Source organism: Halolactibacillus alkaliphilus (assembly GCF_900115465.1).
In the GTDB taxonomy this organism is placed as follows: domain Bacteria; phylum Bacillota; class Bacilli; order Bacillales; family Amphibacillaceae; genus Halolactibacillus; species Halolactibacillus alkaliphilus.
Map to the genome: position 1 here is coordinate 54,499 of NZ_FOWN01000011.1, position 17,946 is coordinate 72,444.

The 17,946-nt window shown below is 39.5% G+C and carries 17 protein-coding genes; 15 read left to right on the forward strand and 2 right to left on the reverse strand.

The window, feature by feature from the left end; all coding sequences use genetic code 11:
• Positions 1-8 precede the first annotated feature (8 nt).
• A complete protein-coding gene (locus tag BM163_RS06470) occupies positions 9-989 on the forward strand; it encodes an endo-1,4-beta-xylanase (protein ID WP_089801376.1) in 981 nt (326 codons plus the stop codon).
• A 198-nt stretch (positions 990-1,187) separates the two neighbouring features.
• On the opposite strand, the gene thiD is transcribed toward BM163_RS06470, so the two are convergent.
• Positions 1,188-1,982, reverse strand: a complete 795-nt coding sequence (gene thiD, locus BM163_RS06475; RefSeq protein ID WP_089801378.1) for a bifunctional hydroxymethylpyrimidine kinase/phosphomethylpyrimidine kinase — start codon at positions 1,980-1,982, stop codon at positions 1,188-1,190.
• Positions 1,983-2,396: 414 nt separating this feature from the next.
• Here thiD and BM163_RS06480 point away from each other — a divergent pair, with 414 nt between their 5' ends.
• The 6 genes from BM163_RS06480 to BM163_RS06505 are packed head-to-tail and all read left to right on the forward strand — an operon-like array spanning position 2,397 to position 7,307.
• The gene (locus tag BM163_RS06480; protein WP_089801381.1) at positions 2,397-2,654 is read left to right on the forward strand and encodes a hypothetical protein; all 258 of its coding nucleotides are present in this window, start codon (positions 2,397-2,399) and stop codon (positions 2,652-2,654) included.
• A complete protein-coding gene (locus tag BM163_RS06485) occupies positions 2,655-4,001 on the forward strand; it encodes a tripartite tricarboxylate transporter permease (protein WP_089801383.1) in 1,347 nt (448 codons plus the stop codon). It begins immediately after the preceding gene.
• 27 nt (positions 4,002-4,028) lie between these two features.
• The gene (gene mvk / locus BM163_RS06490) at positions 4,029-5,027 is read left to right on the forward strand and encodes a mevalonate kinase (protein WP_089801385.1); all 999 of its coding nucleotides are present in this window, start codon (positions 4,029-4,031) and stop codon (positions 5,025-5,027) included.
• On the forward strand, positions 4,984-5,961 hold the full coding sequence (mvaD, locus tag BM163_RS06495) for a diphosphomevalonate decarboxylase (protein ID WP_089801387.1): 978 nt from the start codon (positions 4,984-4,986) through the stop codon (positions 5,959-5,961). The genes mvk and mvaD overlap by 44 nt, the downstream gene beginning before the upstream one ends.
• 16 nt (positions 5,962-5,977) lie before the next feature.
• Positions 5,978-7,057, forward strand: coding sequence for a phosphomevalonate kinase (locus BM163_RS06500; protein ID WP_089801389.1), 1,080 nt, complete (start codon positions 5,978-5,980; stop codon positions 7,055-7,057).
• A gap of 52 nt (positions 7,058-7,109) precedes the next feature.
• Entirely contained in the window at positions 7,110-7,307 is a 198-nt protein-coding gene (locus BM163_RS06505; RefSeq protein ID WP_089801391.1) for a hypothetical protein, read from the forward strand.
• A 203-nt stretch (positions 7,308-7,510) separates the two neighbouring features.
• On the opposite strand, the gene BM163_RS06510 is transcribed toward BM163_RS06505, so the two are convergent.
• On the reverse strand, positions 7,511-8,869 hold the full coding sequence (locus tag BM163_RS06510) for an aldehyde dehydrogenase (RefSeq protein ID WP_089801393.1): 1,359 nt from the start codon (positions 8,867-8,869) through the stop codon (positions 7,511-7,513).
• A gap of 223 nt (positions 8,870-9,092) precedes the next feature.
• Between BM163_RS06510 and BM163_RS06515 the strand changes: the two genes are divergently transcribed.
• The 8 genes from BM163_RS06515 to BM163_RS06555 all read left to right on the forward strand — a co-directional run.
• The gene (locus BM163_RS06515; RefSeq protein ID WP_089801395.1) at positions 9,093-10,079 is read left to right on the forward strand and encodes a ring-cleaving dioxygenase; all 987 of its coding nucleotides are present in this window, start codon (positions 9,093-9,095) and stop codon (positions 10,077-10,079) included.
• A gap of 203 nt (positions 10,080-10,282) precedes the next feature.
• Positions 10,283-11,215 (forward strand): ABC transporter ATP-binding protein, encoded by a 933-nt coding sequence (locus BM163_RS06520; protein WP_089801398.1) that lies wholly within the window; start codon positions 10,283-10,285, stop codon positions 11,213-11,215.
• A gap of 10 nt (positions 11,216-11,225) precedes the next feature.
• Positions 11,226-12,470: an ABC transporter permease gene (locus BM163_RS06525; protein WP_089801400.1), complete on the forward strand. Its 1,245-nt coding sequence runs from the start codon at positions 11,226-11,228 to the stop codon at positions 12,468-12,470.
• On the forward strand, positions 12,470-13,534 hold the full coding sequence (locus BM163_RS06530; RefSeq protein ID WP_089801402.1) for an ABC transporter permease: 1,065 nt from the start codon (positions 12,470-12,472) through the stop codon (positions 13,532-13,534). The genes BM163_RS06525 and BM163_RS06530 overlap by 1 nt, the downstream gene beginning before the upstream one ends.
• 38 nt (positions 13,535-13,572) lie before the next feature.
• Entirely contained in the window at positions 13,573-14,466 is an 894-nt protein-coding gene (locus BM163_RS06535) for an ABC transporter ATP-binding protein (RefSeq protein ID WP_089801404.1), read from the forward strand.
• Between the two features lie 2 nt (positions 14,467-14,468).
• Complete coding sequence (locus BM163_RS06540; protein ID WP_089801420.1) at positions 14,469-16,076, forward strand: ABC transporter permease; 1,608 nt, start codon at positions 14,469-14,471, stop codon at positions 16,074-16,076.
• A gap of 719 nt (positions 16,077-16,795) precedes the next feature.
• Positions 16,796-17,329 (forward strand): HD domain-containing protein, encoded by a 534-nt coding sequence (locus BM163_RS06550; protein ID WP_089801408.1) that lies wholly within the window; start codon positions 16,796-16,798, stop codon positions 17,327-17,329.
• A 433-nt stretch (positions 17,330-17,762) separates the two neighbouring features.
• Positions 17,763-17,946 (forward strand): transposase (locus tag BM163_RS06555; RefSeq protein WP_177200253.1); only part of this gene is annotated, 184 nt, incomplete at its 3' end.

The following is a 17,946-nucleotide window of genomic DNA, read 5'->3' on the forward strand; positions in this document are numbered from 1 at the left end:
CGATAGAGATGACGACATTAAAGGATTATTTTCGCTCCGACTTTTTGATTGGAGCGGCGATTAACGAAGAGACGATTAAAGCTGATCAAGACTTATTAAAACAAACATTTAACTCTATTACGGCTGAAAATGAAATGAAGTTTGAAGAAATTCACCCAGAACCTGATCAGTATAACTTCGATGTGAGTGATGCCTTTTTAAGTTTTGCGAAAGCGAACGAAATGGGCCTAAGAGGACATACGTTAGTGTGGCATAATCAAACACCGGATTGGTTCTTTCAAGATGATGAGGGAAACGATGTGTCGCGTGAGGTGTTACTTGAGCGCATGAAAGATCATATTGATACCGTTGTCGGTAGATATAAGGGCGAAATTTATGCCTGGGATGTTGTCAATGAAGCCATTTCTGATGAAGCGGGTGTTTTCTTTAGACCGTCTAAATGGTTATCGATTATCGGGGAAGACTTTATTGATTATGCATTTCAATATGCTCATGCGGCGGACCCGGGTGCGTTACTGTTTTACAATGATTACAATGAATCAAACCCAGAAAAACGAGAGAAAATCTATGCGCTTATTTCAGGTATGAAAGCGCGTGGGGTACCGATTCACAGCATGGGTATGCAGGCGCATTGGAATCTCTATGAGCCGCATTTGGATGATATTGAACAAGCTATCCTTCGTTACAGTGAATGTGACGTTTTAATTCATATCACTGAAATGGATGTATCCATGTTTAAGTTTGATGATCAGCGCACCGACTTAACGGCACCAACAGCAGCGATGTTAGAAAAGCAAGGCGAACGCTACAAAGCTTTCTTCGATCTCTTTAAAAAACATGCCTCAGTCATTCATGCGGTAACGTTTTGGGGTGTATCTGATCGCTATACGTGGCTAGATGATTTCCCTGTCAGAGGGCGTAAAAACTGGCCATTTCTTTTTGATGAGAATAATCAACCCAAAGCATTTGTGAAAGATTTATTGAAATAATGACAACGAGCATAGGTGTCATAGTGGATAAAAACCAAGTCGAAAGTGACTTGGTTTTTAATCTTTAGGTGAACTTTAAGCCGTATTAGAGGACGTAAGTTCAACTGGTGAAATCAGAACTGTTCACATTGTCTAGGTATAAGTAAAAAGCCACTGCGAGGCAGTGACTTTGGTTTGACTATTCTTTTGGTTGAGTGCCTATTTTTGATTGTAAGCCCCGTGCATGACAGGACCGACAAAGTCATTTAATTTAAAACCGTGCGTGATGGCTGCATGAACGAAATCTTTTGCTTTAGTGACGGCTTCTTTTACGGAGTCACCATTGGCTAAGTTTGAGGTGATTGCTGCCGCAAACGTACAACCTGCCCCGTGATTATAGCTTGTTTGGAGTTTTTCTTTTTCTAACACAACAAATTCATGACCATCATAGAATAGGTCAATCGCTTCTTTATTCATAAAAGCTTTGCCACCTTTAATGACGACACTTTTCGCGCCTAGATCAACAATTTTTTGAGCAGCTTCTTTCATCTCATCTAATGTTTGGATTGGATCCATTTGTGCTAGTTGGCTTGCTTCAAATAAGTTTGGTGTTGTTACTGTTGCAAGGGGTAATAGTAACTCGCGCATCGCGTCAGTATTTTCAGGCTGTAATACTTCGTTCTCACCCTTACATACCATCACCGGGTCAATAACCACAAGGTCGATGCCGTGTTCTTTTATTTTTTTTGCCCCAAGTTTAATTATATCAACAGAACCTAACATCCCTGTCTTCATTGCATCAATACCAACAGATAAAATCGTATCTAATTGTTTTTCGACGATAGTGACATCAATCGCGGTAACGTCATGCGCCCATGTCTCAGGCTTCATCGCCACAATAGACGTAATGGCAGTCATACCATAGACGTTATGTTCTTGAAATGTTTTTAAATCTGCTTGAATTCCAGCGCCACCGCTAGAATCTGATCCTGCAAGTGTTAAAGTTTTTTTCATGTCATCTTCCTCCTTGGAATGATACCTCGCTTTAATACACAGAGTGTACCGCTAGGCATGTATTTGCCTATTGTCTTATCATAACACGATTTTCAAAAAATAAAAAAGAGTAAACACACATAAAACAAGTGGTATAGCCATGTACATTTAAGAAAGCGAGAACAACTTTAAATAGCAGGTAATAAGTGTTTACTCATAAAATATCATCGCATCGATTATTGGGCGTGTATTTTTTTAAAAAGGGAATACTAACATTCTTCATTGCCAAATTGGAACAAATTTATATCATTTTGATGAGAAATTTCGTATGATTAAGGTATGAATATAGTAAAAATCACGGTATATATTGAATCAACTGTCACATTCACTTATAATTTACTGCAGTGTGAGTCTTTTTTAGGAAGGGAACTTTTTATGACCACAAATCCATCAAATGAAACAAAAAAAGTATTTATTGAGGTATGGGAAGATGTCATTGCGATTCCCGATTTAGTTATCTCAGTTATCATCACGGTATCATTTACGATGATTTTATACGCATTAGCACCTGAAAGACCCCCGTTTCCACTTATATTCGGACTCATTGGTGCTCTTTTTGGTTTTGGTTTAAGTGTATTTTTAATCAAACCTAAACGGACGGTAACGCTTATTAAAAGTAAGGAGGACAAGTAAATGGATGTCTTTCTCCTTATGCAACTTTTAATTGCAGCTGTGGCAGGTGCGCTTTTATACACATTAATTGGTATTGCGCCAGGAACAGATGAAACGGCTGTCTTAGCACCAGTGACGCTCGTGTTGGTCTTGACCGGTCTATCGCCAATAATTATACTTACTTTTTTCATTAGCGCAATTGTTGCTAAGAAATTAACTGACTCTATTCCCGTAGCGGTTGCTGGTATTCCAGGCGGTGTTATGGCAGCGCCGATGGTGGAACATGCGCTTGTATTAAAAAAACACAACCGGGCTGATTTGGCCATTAGAAAGATGGCATCAGGCTCGGTTATTGGCACATTGATCAGTGTGCCGTTGAGCTTATTGTTAGCCCAGCAATTATTGCCATTTGCGGATGCGGTAAGAACTTATGCTAACCCGTTATTTTTCTTTGGCGCCATTTTTTTAGCCCTTATGTCACGGGAAAGGATAGTGAGTTTACTCGCGATTCTCCCTTTGGCTATAGTGATTCAGGGCTTACGCGAACTATACTGGTCAGTCGGTGTTGTACCGGAGAATGAAACAGTGTTCACGTCGTTTTTCTTAGGGATCACTATTGGTCCAGTGTTACTCACTTTATTTGAGTTATTTAATACGAAAAAGCGTCAAGCTGTGCCAAAACACGATGCTAAGGAAGTAAAGTTGCGTGATCAGCATCATATTAAGGGGCTTCATCCATTTAAGATACTCTCAAAAGAAGAATTAACATGGAGCACATTATCAAGTGTGTTTGGTTCCTTTTTATTTATTCTTAGTCCTGTAGGCATTACCATTCTATTAGGTGAAGTGATCTCTAGTCGGGTGAAAGATCCGATTAGAAAGGCCAGTCTTGCGATTAGTAGTATGGACGCCTTAACCAATGCTGCTTATATTTCGGGAACATTAATCCCCCTTATTGCTTTAGGTGTCCCACTTTCACCTGTAGCTATTGGTCCAGGTGGTGCTTTGTTTAACGCACCACCCGTCTTTAATGAGACGTATAATATGCACCACGCTTTGTCCATGTCAGAGTTTGTAGTGGCGACGGTAATAGGTGCAGCAGTGGCTATTTTAATTACGTATTTTATTATTGTAAAATACGCTGAATCGATTTGTTACGTTGTGTTTAAATATATCCCGCATGAAGCTTTGCTAGCACTTTTTATCGGTTTAGTTGTGTTACTTAGTTTTATGGACGGTGGGTTGCTTAACGTCTTTGGTGTCGGTCTTATTGCGATTGTGGCTGGCTACTTCCATCGACTCGGTATGAATTACGGTGTGCAGTTTATGGTGCTTTATGCAGCGCCGTGGCTTATCGGCCTATTCTAATACTAGACAATTAAAAAGGAGACAAATATGGTCACAAACAAAAAGCGCCTCGGTGTAGGCTTAGCACATAGTAAACTTATATTAATTGGTGAACATAGTGTTGTATACGAAAAACCAGCGATCGCCATTCCGTTTGAATCAGTATGTAGTGACGTGCAGATTGAACAGTCTTCAGGTCCAGTGACGCTAGTGAGTCACTTTTATAATGGTACGCTTGAAGAATTGCCAGAAAAATTATTAGGACTAAAGCATGTAATTAAAGCAGCATGTGCGAACGTTAATCAGCCTGTAAAAGACTTTACTATCCAACTAAGATCAACGATTCCTATTGGTCGAGGACTTGGATCGAGTGCTTCAATTGCGGCTAGTATAGCGCGGGGAATCTTTGACTACTTTGAGGAAGAGCTTTCACTACCTGTGTTACGTGAGTTAGTTGACGTATCAGAAACATACGCTCACGGAACGCCGAGTGGTATCGATCGAGAGGCTGTCATTATCGATGAACCGATCTGGTTTGTGAAAAACCAGCAGGTTGAGCCAATTGAGTTAAAAGAACCTCTTAACATTATTGTAGCTGATACGGGTCGAATTGGTGATACACATGCAGCTGTTAGTTCGGTAAAAAAAAGGTTAATAGATAAACCACAGGAAACCAAAAAGATACTTAATCAATTAGAAACTCTAACAAGAGATGCTCGAGACCGACTAAAACAAGGCGACATAGCCGCCTTGGGGGAAATATTAACCTCTGCACATAGACATTTAACGTCTTTAGGTGTAAGCGATGACGGATTGAATCGCTATGTAGAGATTAGTCTAAATAGTGGGGCTGTTGGGGCGAAATTAACCGGTGGAGGACGCGGTGGCTGTATGTTTGCTTTAGCAGATTCAGTAGAAAGCGCTCAGAAAGTTGAACAGGTTTTGATTGAAGCGGGTGCGAAAGAGACCTGGTATATCCAATTAACGAATGGGGTGAAAACAGATGAAAAAAACAGCACGTGCACACACGAATATCGCTCTTATTAAATATTGGGGAAAGCGTGATGAGACACTGTTTTTGCCAACGAATAGTAGTTTATCGATCACCCTTGATCAGTTCTATACCGATACGTCAGTAGAATTTGATGAAACGTTAGACCAAGATACGTTCACCTTGAACAATCAACCGGTCAGTGAAACAGAACGCATGAAAATTAGCCGATTTTTAGATAAAGTTAGAACCTTTACTGGTGAGACGCGTTTTTGCCGGGTAGAGTCCATCAACCATGTTCCAACGGCAGCTGGCTTTGCGTCATCAGCGAGTGGGTTTAGCGCACTCGCCGCAGCGTCAGTAAAAGCGGCCGGAACTGAGGCAACATTAGAAGAATTATCGATCCTTGCCCGCCAAGGGTCAGGTTCTGCTAGTCGGTCTGTTTACGGTGGTTTTGTTGAGTGGCAGATGGGGGAGCGAGAAGATGGCCTTGATTCCTATGCGAAACAAATCTTACCAGAAGGCACGTTTGATGTCTCTGTCTTATCGGTGGAAGTCTCGACCGAACAAAAGAAAATCCTTAGTCGTGAAGGGATGAAACGTACCGTTGAAACCTCACCTTTTTACCAAGGCTGGCTTGATACAGTTGGTGAAGACCTTACACATATAAAAGACGCGATTTTACATCAAGACTTTACTCGCATGGGCGAGATTTTAGAATACAATGCACTGAAGATGCATGCGACAACACTTGGGGCAAACCCACCGTTTCTTTACTGGCAAAGTGCCACGTTAAAAGTCATGGAAGAAGTCCAAGCGATGCGTGAAAAAGGTTTAGAATGTTACTTCACAATCGACGCTGGACCAAATGTCAAAGTCATCACGACACCTAAAGCAGAAAAAGAGATAGAGAAAAAACTCAAATCAATCGATGTGGTGAAAGAGATTTATCCATGTCGTGTTGGACCAGGTATCAGTTATATCGATTAATAAGGGGGCAGCGTTTATGAACGCACATCGTTATACTATTCAAGCACCAGGAAAATTGTTTATCGCAGGTGAATATGCGATTACCGCACCAAATCAACCAAGTATTGTGGCCGCTATTGACCGTTATTTATCAGTTGATATTCAGTCAAGTAAGTTGAATCGTATTGATTTCCCACAACTCGGACTAACCGATATTAATTGGCGGTTTGACAGTGAGAAGTTTAAGTTATCGGTCCATGATGACCGTCTACATTTCTTTGCATCGGTGATGAAAACGATCTATCAGTATAAGGGAGGGGATACACCAGCGCATATTTTTGTGACAAGTGACCTTGACCATGACGATGGAAAGAAGTATGGACTTGGGTCAAGTGCCGCATTTGTTGTCGCACTAACTGAAGCACTACTTCATTGTGGAGATAAGCAATCAGTCGATAAGTTAACGGTCTTTAAGCTGGCAAGTATTGCCCACTTTAAAGCCCAAGGCAATGGGTCATGTGCTGATATTGCGGCAAGTGTTTATGGAGGCCTCGTCTATTACCGTAGTTTTGATTTTGACTTTTTAACAGACGCATTATCAAACAACGTCCCAGTAAAAGACCTTGTCCAAATGGACTGGCCGCACCTTCAAATTGAACCGCTGACTGTCCCAACGAGTCTGTATTTCATGGTCGGTTGGACAAAAGAAGAAGCACAGACAAAACCGTTCATCGAACGCTTCCAACAATTAAAAGAAACAGATTTCGCGTCTTATCAATACTTTTTAGTCGAGACGGATACGATTGTGGAAACTTTACGCGAAAGCTTTAAAGACAACAATCAAACCGGCGTACTAGAAGGTATTCGCGCCAATCGTCACCTACTTAGAGCACTCCAAGAAAAAATCGATGTACCGATTGAAACAGAAATACTCACAACATTAATTGATAGCGCAAAATCAGGGGCTTTTAAAACGTCAGGTGCTGGTGGTGGCGATTGTGGCATCGGCTTTGTCAGTGATAAAGTAGCGGTCAAACAAGTAAAAGAAGCCTGGCTAGAGCACGGGATTGAGTATCTGGATCTGAACATCTCACCGTTTGGAGTCACTGTCAATTAATCGTCACTGAAGTATATGACTATCTTTTCTTGGTTTCCAACTTATCGCGTTGATGGCACACGCTGAAGGGAAATTCTTAGAGGATTACTTCCCCATCATTTATAGTTGTCGCCTTCGAGCAACAAATCATCCGGGTAAACAAATGGTTCAAAAAGAGAAGTGGCTACACCCTGCCTACTTTAAAGACCATGAACCAGATACGATAGCTAGGGTGATTGAAACGAAAAAATTAGATTTATTTGATGAATAAACAGGCGCCCTATCTTAAGCGATGGGGCGCCTTTTGTGTTAATAATGCAATGCCATTTTATCGTTACTTGAGCATTTATAATATGACAATACAAATGCTAAACCAAGCAATAAGATAAGACGCCAACTATTAAAACGAGGAAAATGATCGTATGCTTACCGTAAAGGTGTTTGTGTCAGGTTACTCCAAGTGACCGCAAAAGATTATTTCAATAGTTTTTTCACCCACTTTAATCCGGATTTTTGATTGGGATAGCGCAATTTTATATCAAACATTGTCGATTGTTTCAAGATGCTTTTTTGGTGTGTGAAAGTATCAAATGAATATTTCCCATGATATTGACCGGTTCCGCTCTGACCAACACCACCAAACGGCAAGTAAGGTGTCGCAAGATGGTAGATAGTATCATTTATACATCCACCGCCAAATGGGATATCACGAATAATTTTTTCTCGCGTATAGTCTGTTTCGGTAAAGAGATACAGTGCTAAAGGCTTCGGTTGTTTAGTAATAGCGTGAATAATAAAATCTAATTGATCATAAGTGAGGACTGGAAGAATTGGACCGAAAATTTCTTCTTTCATGACAGGCATATCCCACGTAACATTAGTTAAAATCGTCGGTGTAATCGTACGCGTTGTTTTATCTGTTTCTCCGCCGTAAAAACGCGTGCCATCATTCAAAAATTCAGAGAGACGATCAAAGTGCTTATCACTGACAATGTGCGTATAGTCAGGATGCGTCAAGGCATCATCGGAATATAATGCCTCGATGGCCTCGGTTAAATAAGTTAAGAAAGCGTCCTCGACATCTTTATGCACATAAACATAGTCGGGCGCGACACAGGTTTGACCAGCATTAATGAATTTCCCCCAAGCAATGCGCTTTGCTGCTAACTTTAAAGAGGCATCATCATGAACAATCGCGGGGCTTTTTCCGCCAAGTTCCAGCGTATGTGGTGTTAAGTGTTTACTAGCTTTCTCCATAACAATTTTCCCCACGTTTACACTTCCAGTAAAGAATATATAGTCAAAAGGCGTCTCTAATAGTTGTTGCGACACATCTATGCCACCTTGTTTTACGGCAATAAATTCAGGTATAAAAGCCTGTGCAATCATTTTCTCGATAATAGCTGATGTAGAGGGTGTTAATTCTGATGGTTTAATAATGGCGGTATTACCACCGGCGATAGCACCTATAAGTGGCGCCATGGCGAGCTGGAATGGATAATTCCAAGGTGCTATGATCAGTGTTACACCATAAGGATCATGATGAATATGCCCTTTTGTTCCGATATGCGTAAGAGCTGTTTTTACTTTTTTAGGCGTCACCCACTTTTGTAAATGTTTAATGGTATAGTCAATCTCAGAATAGAGGATACCTATTTCAGTCATGTAGGCCTCAAATTCAGATTTGTGTAAATCATTGTATAAAGCTGCTAGTATATCTTTTTCGTGAGATTTAATGGTTGATTTTAAATAAGTTAAAGCTTCTATTCTATGCTTAAGAGGTTTGGTTTGCCCGCTTTGGTAGTAATCTTTTTGTTTATTAAACGTGTTCATGTCTTTCGCCAACCTTTTCGTTAAATTTTGAAAACAACATATTTTATATTATGTGTTAGTTAATGTTTATACCCCGAATGAAGGGGAAATAAACGTGTAAGCAGAGTTATTGACGTTAACACATCAATTATGGTATATTTATCTCGAATTAAAGATAATTTGTTAAAAAATAGTTAAGTTGTTTAAGAACGAATAAATTTAAAATAATAAAGGACGTGTTCATATGGTTCAACCATTAAAAGGTATTCACCACGTAACAGCTATTACGAGCAGTGCAGAAAAAAATTATCAGTTTTTCACGTATGTGTTAGGCATGAGGTTAGTGAAAAAAACAGTTAATCAAGACGACATTAATACGTATCACCTTTTCTTTACAGATGATAAAGGGACTGCAGGTACTGATATGACGTTCTTTGATTTTCAAGGCATTCCTAAAGGGCGTCATGGGACAAATGAAATTGAGCGTACCGCCTTTAGAGTGCCGACAGATGAAGCGCTTAGCTACTGGGAAAAACGTTTTGAGCACTATAATGTACAACATGGAGGCATTGTTAAACAGTTTGGTAAGAAAGTGATTAATTTTGTTGATTTTGATGATCAGTATTATCAGCTTATATCTGATGAACACAATACTGGCGTGGCAGGGGGAACGCCGTGGCCAAACAGTCCAGTCCCAAATGCGTACCAAATTATTGGTTTAGGTCCGATTCACATTACTATTGAAAAATATGACTTTTTTAAGAAAGTACTAACCGAAGTACTTGGTTTTACACTTATTGATCAAGCAGATGAAAAATACTTATTTGAAGTTGGAGAAGGAGGAAATGGGGCGCAGGTTTTGGTGCGCCATGTCACGAATAAGCCTGATGGACGTCAAGGGTATGGGACTATTCATCATGTTGCTTTTAGAGTAGAAGACCGGGAAGCGCTCAACGGCTGGATCGATTACTTACCCCAGTTTGGATTTAGAACCTCTGGCTATGTTGATCGTTTCTTCTTTGAGTCGCTCTATGCGCGAGTGGCACCACAAATTCTTTTTGAATGGGCTACTGATGGTCCGGGTTTCTTAGGAGATGAGCCATACGAGACACTAGGTGAGAAACTATCACTACCGCCATTTTTAGAGCAGAAGCGAGAAGAGATTGAACAAATTGTACGCCCAATTGACACAGTAAGAAGCGACAGAAAGATTGAAAAGGAATATTTCTAAACAGACTAAAATACGTTAAACAGCCACAGCTAATATGTTGGGGCTGTTTTTTTGATTACTTTAAAAAAAGAAAATATTGAAGATTCTTATTTTTTGCATGCAATTGACGTGTTATTATTGTGATAGAGTGAACGTGTGATTTATCTGTTATAGCACGCAGTGTCTTCGCATCTGAAAATAACGAACTTAGGTGAGGTGAGCGTATGTTGGAAGTAATAGGGTTATCAAAGAGTTTTAAAGCCTTAAAGGCAGTTGATGGTGTTGATTTTGTATTGAATAAAGGAGAATCGGTTGGTTTGCTTGGTCCAAATGGTGCGGGAAAATCGACGACGATTCAAATGATGTCGACCGGTCTTACACCGACTAAAGGTCAAGTACTTTATAACAATTCTGATGCATTAAAAAACCCAAAACAATTGCGGCGTGATTTAGGAATCGTGCCACAAGATATTGCGTTATATGAAGAGTTATCAGCTTATGAAAACCTTTTATTCTTTGGACGATTGTATGGATTAAAAGGCAAAATGCTAAGGAGCAAAGTAGATGACGTTTTAAAGCTTGTTGGCTTATTCGACCGTAAAAAAGACCGCGTAAAAAATTATTCAGGTGGTATGAAGCGACGGATAAATATTGCGGCTAGTTTACTGCACGATCCCAAAGTTTTAATTATGGATGAGCCTACGGTTGGTATCGATCCGCAATCTCGAAGTTATATCTTAGACTTAATTCGCCAACTCAATAAAGACAAACATATGACGGTCCTTTATACATCGCATTATATGGAAGAAGTAGAGAAACTATGTGACCGGATTTACATTATGGACCATGGGAAAGTCATCGCCAGTGGAACCAAGCAGGAACTGCAAGCATTAATGGAAAAGGAAGAAACAGTCTGGATCGAAATGGCTCAGAAAAAGCCGGCCTTTAAAGATGCGTTAGTACAAGATCCGACATTTTTAAAAGTGACAGAGTCAGAACAAGGTTATAAAGTTATTGCGAAAAAACGGCCATCACTATTAAACGATTTATTTGATTATGCAAAAATTCATCAAGTAGAACCGACGGTTTTAGCGATTCAAACACCAACATTAGAAGATGTATTTCTGCATTTGACGGGTAGAAAGCTTAGGGATTAGGGGGTACGTTATGTTTAATTTAATTAAAAAAGATATATTAACCATCTCTAAAGCACGGTCAGAAATTTTAATTTTACTTGTGATGCCATTTGTCTTAATTTCTATTCTTGGATTAAGCTTGGGAGGGTTAATGACAAGTGGCGGCAGTATTGATCCGATACATCTAGCTGTTGTTGATGAAACATCAGCACGTGACAGTGACCCAGGGGTGTTGATTGAACAAGGGCTTCCTGCTCAACAAGCAGAAGAGATCATAGATAGTATACAGGTGAATCGTCAGATTCAGCAGGTTTTAACAACACTTGAAGCTGATGAGTTAATCATCCTTCATCAACTATCCAAAGCAAAAGCAGAAGAGGCGCTAGCCAATCAAGACGTTGAAGGTGTATTAGTGATTCCAGATGGTTTGACAACACAAGCTTTATCAGTTTTAGGTGGAGAAAAGGCGAGTCAGCCACTTGTATTGCAGGTGGCAGATGAGACGAGAATTCAATCAAATGTGTTAAAGCAAATCTTTCATCGTTTTACCTCAGAATACAATTTAATTATGAGCATCCAAACAGTGACGGGTGATACACTAATAGAACCTGAGCCTATGACTTTAGGTGAGATAAAAACGGTCGACACAACGATAGAAGTTTCGGCCTTTCAATACTACACAATAGGGATGGCCATGATGTTTAGTTTGTATGTTGCGTCATCTATTAGCTCAAACGCCTTTATTGAAAAGAAACATGATGTACTCATGCGAATGATGTTAGCAGGAGAAAAGCCCGTACGTTATTTACTTAGTAAGGTAGTCAGTGGATATGTGCTAGCGGTTATGCAACTGGGGATTTTATTTGGTGTATCCCAGTTATTGTTTGATACATTTAGTGGGAGGTCTAGTGACTTCTGGTTGACAATTACAGGTGTCACGTTTGTCTATGCGATGGTGATTGGTGCATTGACAGCTTTACTGACGTCGCTTACTTTGATGATGCCAACCGATGCAGTCTCTGGCATATTTAGCGGACTTGTGGTGACGTTATTCGCCTTTTTAGGAGGTAGCTTTACCCAAGTCGAACAAATATCACCATTAATTAGAACAATTGGGAATTGGACACCAAACGGTGCAATGATGACCGTTTATCTCCAACAGACTCAAGGGTATGCATTACTAGAAAGTACACCGTTCCTGTTAAGGATAGGGATGATGAGTGTTGTTATCTTTATAGCTGGCTGGTTGTTATTTCCTAAAAGGAGGTTAAGTTAATGTGGACGATTTTTATGATGCAGTGGAAACGACTGTTTAAACAACCGTTTGTTGTCTTAACTTTCTTTGGGTTAACGCTATTATTTGTGACTTTTTTAGGGCAGGGTCAATCTTCACCAGGGGTGACGGTTCAAACGTACACGACAAACTTGCCGAATCATGCATATGAAGAACTTGTTGAACGATTAAATCGCACGGATGACTTTAACTTTAAGATAAATGACCAAGAAACAGTAGAAGGTTTAATTAGGAACAACCGTTTAAGCTTTGCGGTTCAATTAGAACAAGATACGTACGAGTTTATTGTCGGTCAATCATCCTTTTCTCAGCCGCTTACAAACCAATACTTAAATGAAGTGTATCAGGAAGTGAGATGGCTTCTGGCAAATGATTTAACAGAAGATGTGCTGGAGACTTTTGTTCCACTTGAAGTTACATCACGTGATACATCAGGGAGTGCCATTGAATTTCAAGCGCAAGTCATTGTTGGAATGACGCTTTATTTTGTTATGTATACCGTCTTGTTTCAGATGATGAGTATAGCTGAACAAAAAACGGACGGGACTTGGGAACGGATGATGTTATCTCCTGTCTCTAAATTCAATATATATAGTGGGTTATTTCTTTATTATTTTCTTATAGGATTTATCCAGGTTGGGGTTAGCTTTTTGATTTTTACTGAATGGCTCGGTTTTTCATTCGGAGAACAGTATAGTTTATTGCTGCTTTCAATAAGCTTTTTCTTAATCAGCATTGTCGCTTTAGGTCTTATGCTTGTGAGTGTTGTGAGAACGCCACAACAACTGCAGGCAGTTATTCCCATCGTTGCAACAGCATCAGCTATGTTAGGTGGGGCCTTTTGGCCACTCGAATTTGTGACACAACCTTGGTTGTTAGCGTTTAGTCGATTTATTCCAATCCGTTATGGAATTGAATCGCTATCCGACGTCATTGTACGTAGCGTTGCTATAAATGATTTACTTGTGCCATATAGCCTATTACTTGGTTTAACGATTATTTTTGGCGGAGTAGGATTCTATTTTATAGAAAAACAACGGAAGTAATAAAATGAGTATATTATAAAAAATTGGTGGTGTGTCAAATGATTATTGAAGTGACAGATCTAAAGAAGAACTTTGGAAGGGTTCAAGCTTTAAAGGGTGTGAATTTAACAGTTGATAAAGGGCGTATTGTTGGATTTATTGGACCAAATGGTGCTGGAAAGTCAACAACGATTCGTCTTCTTTTAGGATTACTGAGAAAAGATGGTGGCAAGGCAAAAATCTTTGGTTTAGATTGTTACCAAGATGCTGTTGAAATTCATAAACGTATGAGCTACGTACCTGGTGATGTCAATTTATGGCCAAACCTTACGGGCGGAGAAGTGATTGATTTATTTATCGATATGCAAGGTGAAGATCCAAAAAGTTCGCGAAAAGAAGAGTTAATCAAACGTTTTGATTTCGATCCTTCAAGAAAATGTCGTACGTATTCAAAAGGTAATCGTCAAAAAGTAGCGCTAATTGCAGCTTTTAGTGTTGAAAGTGAGTTGTATATTTTAGATGAACCGACATCTGGTCTTGATCCCTTAATGGAACGTGAATTCCAGGCGCTCGTAAAAGAGCAAAAAGCTCTTGGGAAAACCGTCTTATTATCAAGTCATATTTTGTCTGAAGTTGAGCAAATCTGTGATGATGTCGCGATTATTCGTCAAGGGGAAATCATTGAGTCCGGTTCCATAAAAGATTTACGTCACTTAACGCGTACGCAGTTTATCGTAGAAGCGGTAGAAGACTTAGACTTTAGTGAGTGTCAAGGGGTATATGATGTGGTGAAGGATCATGATAAGTGGTATTTTCAAGTTGATCACCGACATATAGCGGGTGTTCTGAGCTATTTAGGAAACTACCAAGTGACGAAGCTCGAAACAAAGGAACCGACACTGGAAGATCTATTTATGAGACATTATGAAGGTGATGCAAAAGGAGGGGTATAATGATGAGTCGACAACCCTTTTATCAAGTAGGAAAATTATTGAGGTTTTACATTAAACGAGAATATGTAAAACTGTTTACTTGGTTGACTGGTCTTGTGGTTACAACTGTGGCAGTTGCTCTTGCCTTAAGTGGCATTTATCAATCGGACCAAGAGCGCCAAATGATGGCAGAAACAATGGAAAACCCTGCAATGAAAGCACTTATTGGGCGAGGTTTTGGTATAGATCATTATACAAATGGCGCAATGTTTAGTCATGAGATGTTATTGATGACAATGATTGTTGTCGCCGTTATGTCGATCCTTTTAGTTAATAGATTAACGCGTCAAGATGAAGAAAGTCAGCAACTAGAACTGTTGCTTGCTTTGCCGATTGGCCGGCTAGCGCCAAGCCTTAGTGCGATTGCTCTTTTAGTTATAACGAATGTATTGCTTGCGATTACGACAACAGTAAGTTTAACACTGTTACAGATTGAGAGCATCAATTTCTTAGGTAGCTTAAGTTATGGTCTTGCACTAGCTTCGTCTGGTATTTTTTTTGGTGCTGTTACGCTTTTAACAGCACAGCTCAGCAACAATCAGCGTGGTGCGATGATGTTGAGTTATTTGGTCTTAGGAATGAGTTATATTGTCCGTGCTGTGGGTGATGCAGGTGATTTATGGTTATCCTTTTTATCGCCACTAGGTATTTTGCAAGAGACTCAAGCGTTTGTTAATAATTATTTCTGGCCACAACTGATTATACTTATCTTCAGTACAGTGATCATGGTGTTTAGTATGCGCTTAAGAGAAAAAAGAGATTTGGGCAGTGGCTTATTAGCTGATAAAAAAGGTAAAAATAAAGCTTCGGGCTTCCTGAAGACGACACCAGGATTCATTTTATCATTACAAAAAGTACCCTTACTTTCTTGGGCGGTAGCGATGTTATTGATTGGTCTAAGTTATGGGTCTGTCCTAGGTGATTTGGAGCTCTTTTTAACTGAAAATGAAATTATACAACAAATTATAGGTTCAGCAAACGATGTTTCATTAACAGAACAATTTATTGCCATTATTTTAAAGGTCATGGCCATTATTTCAACTATTCCTATGCTCATGGTATTCCATCGATTGAAGTCAGAAGAGGCAAAAGGTCGCTTAGACCATTTACTTGCTCGACCAATCTCACGAGTCCGTGTGTATAGTTGGTATGTCATAATTAGTCTTATCTCAAGTATTGTTTTATTAAGTCTCGGTATTTTCAGTTTAGCAGGTGCTGGCGTGTATGTGTTAGACACGTCTATAGATTTTTGGACGTTAGTTCAAGCGAACCTCGTCTATTTACCCGCTATGTGGGTGGTGTTAAGTATAATGGCTGTTTTATATGGTTTGATAGGGAAATTAGAAAGTTTGGCATGGCTTTATCTACTCTTTTCATTTATGACCATCTATCTAGGTGATTTACTTGAATTTCCTGACTGGTTAATGGCGGTGTCTCCTTTTTATTGGGTTCCAGAATTACCTGTTGAAGTATTTAATGTATGGCCGCTTATTACGTTAACTGTGATAGCGGGAGGATTAATTACCTTAGGTTCGTTAGGTTTTATCGTGCGCGATGTTGGTCAATCATAACAGTATTTTAGATAGTAGTCGAGATTTCTTATGACACCAGTCAAGGATTGTTGATCGGAATGGAGAAGCTAAAGCTTCAGGGAAGTTTTTCACCGCTTATGTTGATAAGGATGCATTACTTGAACAAATGACTGCGGTCGCCTTAGACTATGAAGACATCAAAGGTATAGCGATACGTTGTCTAGGCACGCTTAATTACGAGACAGGCATTGTTATCATGAAGGTGCTCTTACAGAAATCAGTCGAAGAAAGCCCAGTGCTTTAGCTATTGGTATTGGTGAGACGTGTTCAGCATCATTAACTGTTAAAAGAACTGCGAAAGTAATGGGTTTGGATGCTCATGATGGAGAAGGTGTGTGTCGATCTTTATCTAGAGGGCATGAAGAAGGATTAAAGCTAGCTATTGAAGAAATTTTAATAAATAACTTTCATCACGTCGCTAATTCTACATTGGTGAGTTGTCATTATAGAAGTCGGTCAAACATTTATGGTGCGCCCTACCATCATTTAACGGAGCATGATCAAGAGTTATAATAGCAACGAAAAAAACCATCTTTTTATCTTAGTATGACGGATAATAGGATGGTTTTTCTAATTTAGTTTGTATACCGTATAGTCCACCTGTGCGTTTGCCGAAGCTAGTGAGTGGGAATGGATAACTAACTTGATTCTTTCAGGATTCCATGCTAGTTTATAGAGAAAAAAAGGGGGCGATGACATTGCGGCATATCACATTAGAAGAGTTATATCATCACCATATTGTTCAAAAGTATGTTAACCGTTCTGGCATGGCTCATGCGATTGATGTTGCAGAAGTCGCCTTAGAGATTTCTGAGGATTTTGGTGTGGACCCTGACTTGGCAACAAAGGCAGCATTTTTACATGACATTGGTCACTATGAGTGGTACCGTGATGGTAAGTGGGATTATGACCTCTATAAAGAAAATGATATTCATGCGATTAAAGGGGCGGAGCGAGCACATAAGCTGTTGATTCGCTTAGGAGAAGATCGTAAAAAAGCGAAAGCAATTGCTTTAGCGATCTTGCTTCATACGGATTCTTATTTACCTGATGGTGAGTTGCATTTAACGCCATTGCAGCAATTAGTGCATGAAGCGGACACCAAAGTGGAAGAAGTGGGTGGTAATCACCACTATCGACAAATCAGTCACGAACAGGCTCTCCAAAGAATCCAAGCACTTGATCGCCAAGTGGCTTACTTTCTTAGTGAAGAAGACTCAGATACATTGTAAAATGCGTTTTTCACCAAAATCTTATAAGTGATTTTCATAAACATTTAAGCTGTTTTATGCGGCTTGAATGTTTATTTTGTTGTGAAAGGTCGACTGCTTTAAATTTGAAGCGAATTATGATTCGACTTCGGTAGTTATTAAAATTGGAATAACCAGATACGGTGGGGTTTTAAACTATAATTATATTTTTAATCCATTCAATGCGACCGTTATTGTAAGTGTATGTAAAACTGTTCTGGATAAAGGGTAAGTGTTTGCGCAAGGCCTTTAACGCACTTCCGAAAGAAGTCTCCCTCTTCAAGCGTGTGAAGGGCGTAGCCAACGATAAGGGGGAGATGAATGTCGGTTGGGCGACAGCCCAAAGGTTTTTTATTTTGTCTTTTTTCTTATTATGGTATAATCAGTCTTATTAAGTATAAGGATTGAGATAACAATGAAATTAGACAGTAACAATCATTCAGTATTTTTGATGCATTACCATCTTGTGTTAGTTGTGAAGTATCGAAGAAAAGTAATAGATGATACGATTTCGGATTATGCCAAAGATAAATTTGTGTCATTGAGTGAAAAATATAATATCACATTAGTTGAATGGAACCACGATATTGACCATGTTC

Coding starts and splice junctions, on each gene's coding strand:
- BM163_RS06485 (WP_089801383.1), top strand. CDS start 2,655: ATGGATGTCTTTCTCCTTATGCAACTTTTAATTGCAGCTGTGGCAGGT.
- BM163_RS06515 (WP_089801395.1), top strand. CDS start 9,093: ATGGTTCAACCATTAAAAGGTATTCACCACGTAACAGCTATTACGAGC.
- BM163_RS06530 (WP_089801402.1), top strand. CDS start 12,470: ATGTGGACGATTTTTATGATGCAGTGGAAACGACTGTTTAAACAACCG.
- BM163_RS06480 (WP_089801381.1), top strand. CDS start 2,397: ATGACCACAAATCCATCAAATGAAACAAAAAAAGTATTTATTGAGGTA.
- BM163_RS06535 (WP_089801404.1), top strand. CDS start 13,573: ATGATTATTGAAGTGACAGATCTAAAGAAGAACTTTGGAAGGGTTCAA.
- BM163_RS06500 (WP_089801389.1), top strand. CDS start 5,978: ATGAACGCACATCGTTATACTATTCAAGCACCAGGAAAATTGTTTATC.
- BM163_RS06525 (WP_089801400.1), top strand. CDS start 11,226: ATGTTTAATTTAATTAAAAAAGATATATTAACCATCTCTAAAGCACGG.
- mvk (WP_089801385.1), top strand. CDS start 4,029: ATGGTCACAAACAAAAAGCGCCTCGGTGTAGGCTTAGCACATAGTAAA.
- thiD (WP_089801378.1), bottom strand. CDS start 1,982: ATGAAAAAAACTTTAACACTTGCAGGATCAGATTCTAGCGGTGGCGCT.
- BM163_RS06540 (WP_089801420.1), top strand. CDS start 14,469: ATGAGTCGACAACCCTTTTATCAAGTAGGAAAATTATTGAGGTTTTAC.
- BM163_RS06520 (WP_089801398.1), top strand. CDS start 10,283: ATGTTGGAAGTAATAGGGTTATCAAAGAGTTTTAAAGCCTTAAAGGCA.
- BM163_RS06510 (WP_089801393.1), bottom strand. CDS start 8,869: ATGAACACGTTTAATAAACAAAAAGATTACTACCAAAGCGGGCAAACC.
- mvaD (WP_089801387.1), top strand. CDS start 4,984: ATGAAAAAAACAGCACGTGCACACACGAATATCGCTCTTATTAAATAT.
- BM163_RS06470 (WP_089801376.1), top strand. CDS start 9: ATGACGACATTAAAGGATTATTTTCGCTCCGACTTTTTGATTGGAGCG.
- BM163_RS06505 (WP_089801391.1), top strand. CDS start 7,110: ATGGCACACGCTGAAGGGAAATTCTTAGAGGATTACTTCCCCATCATT.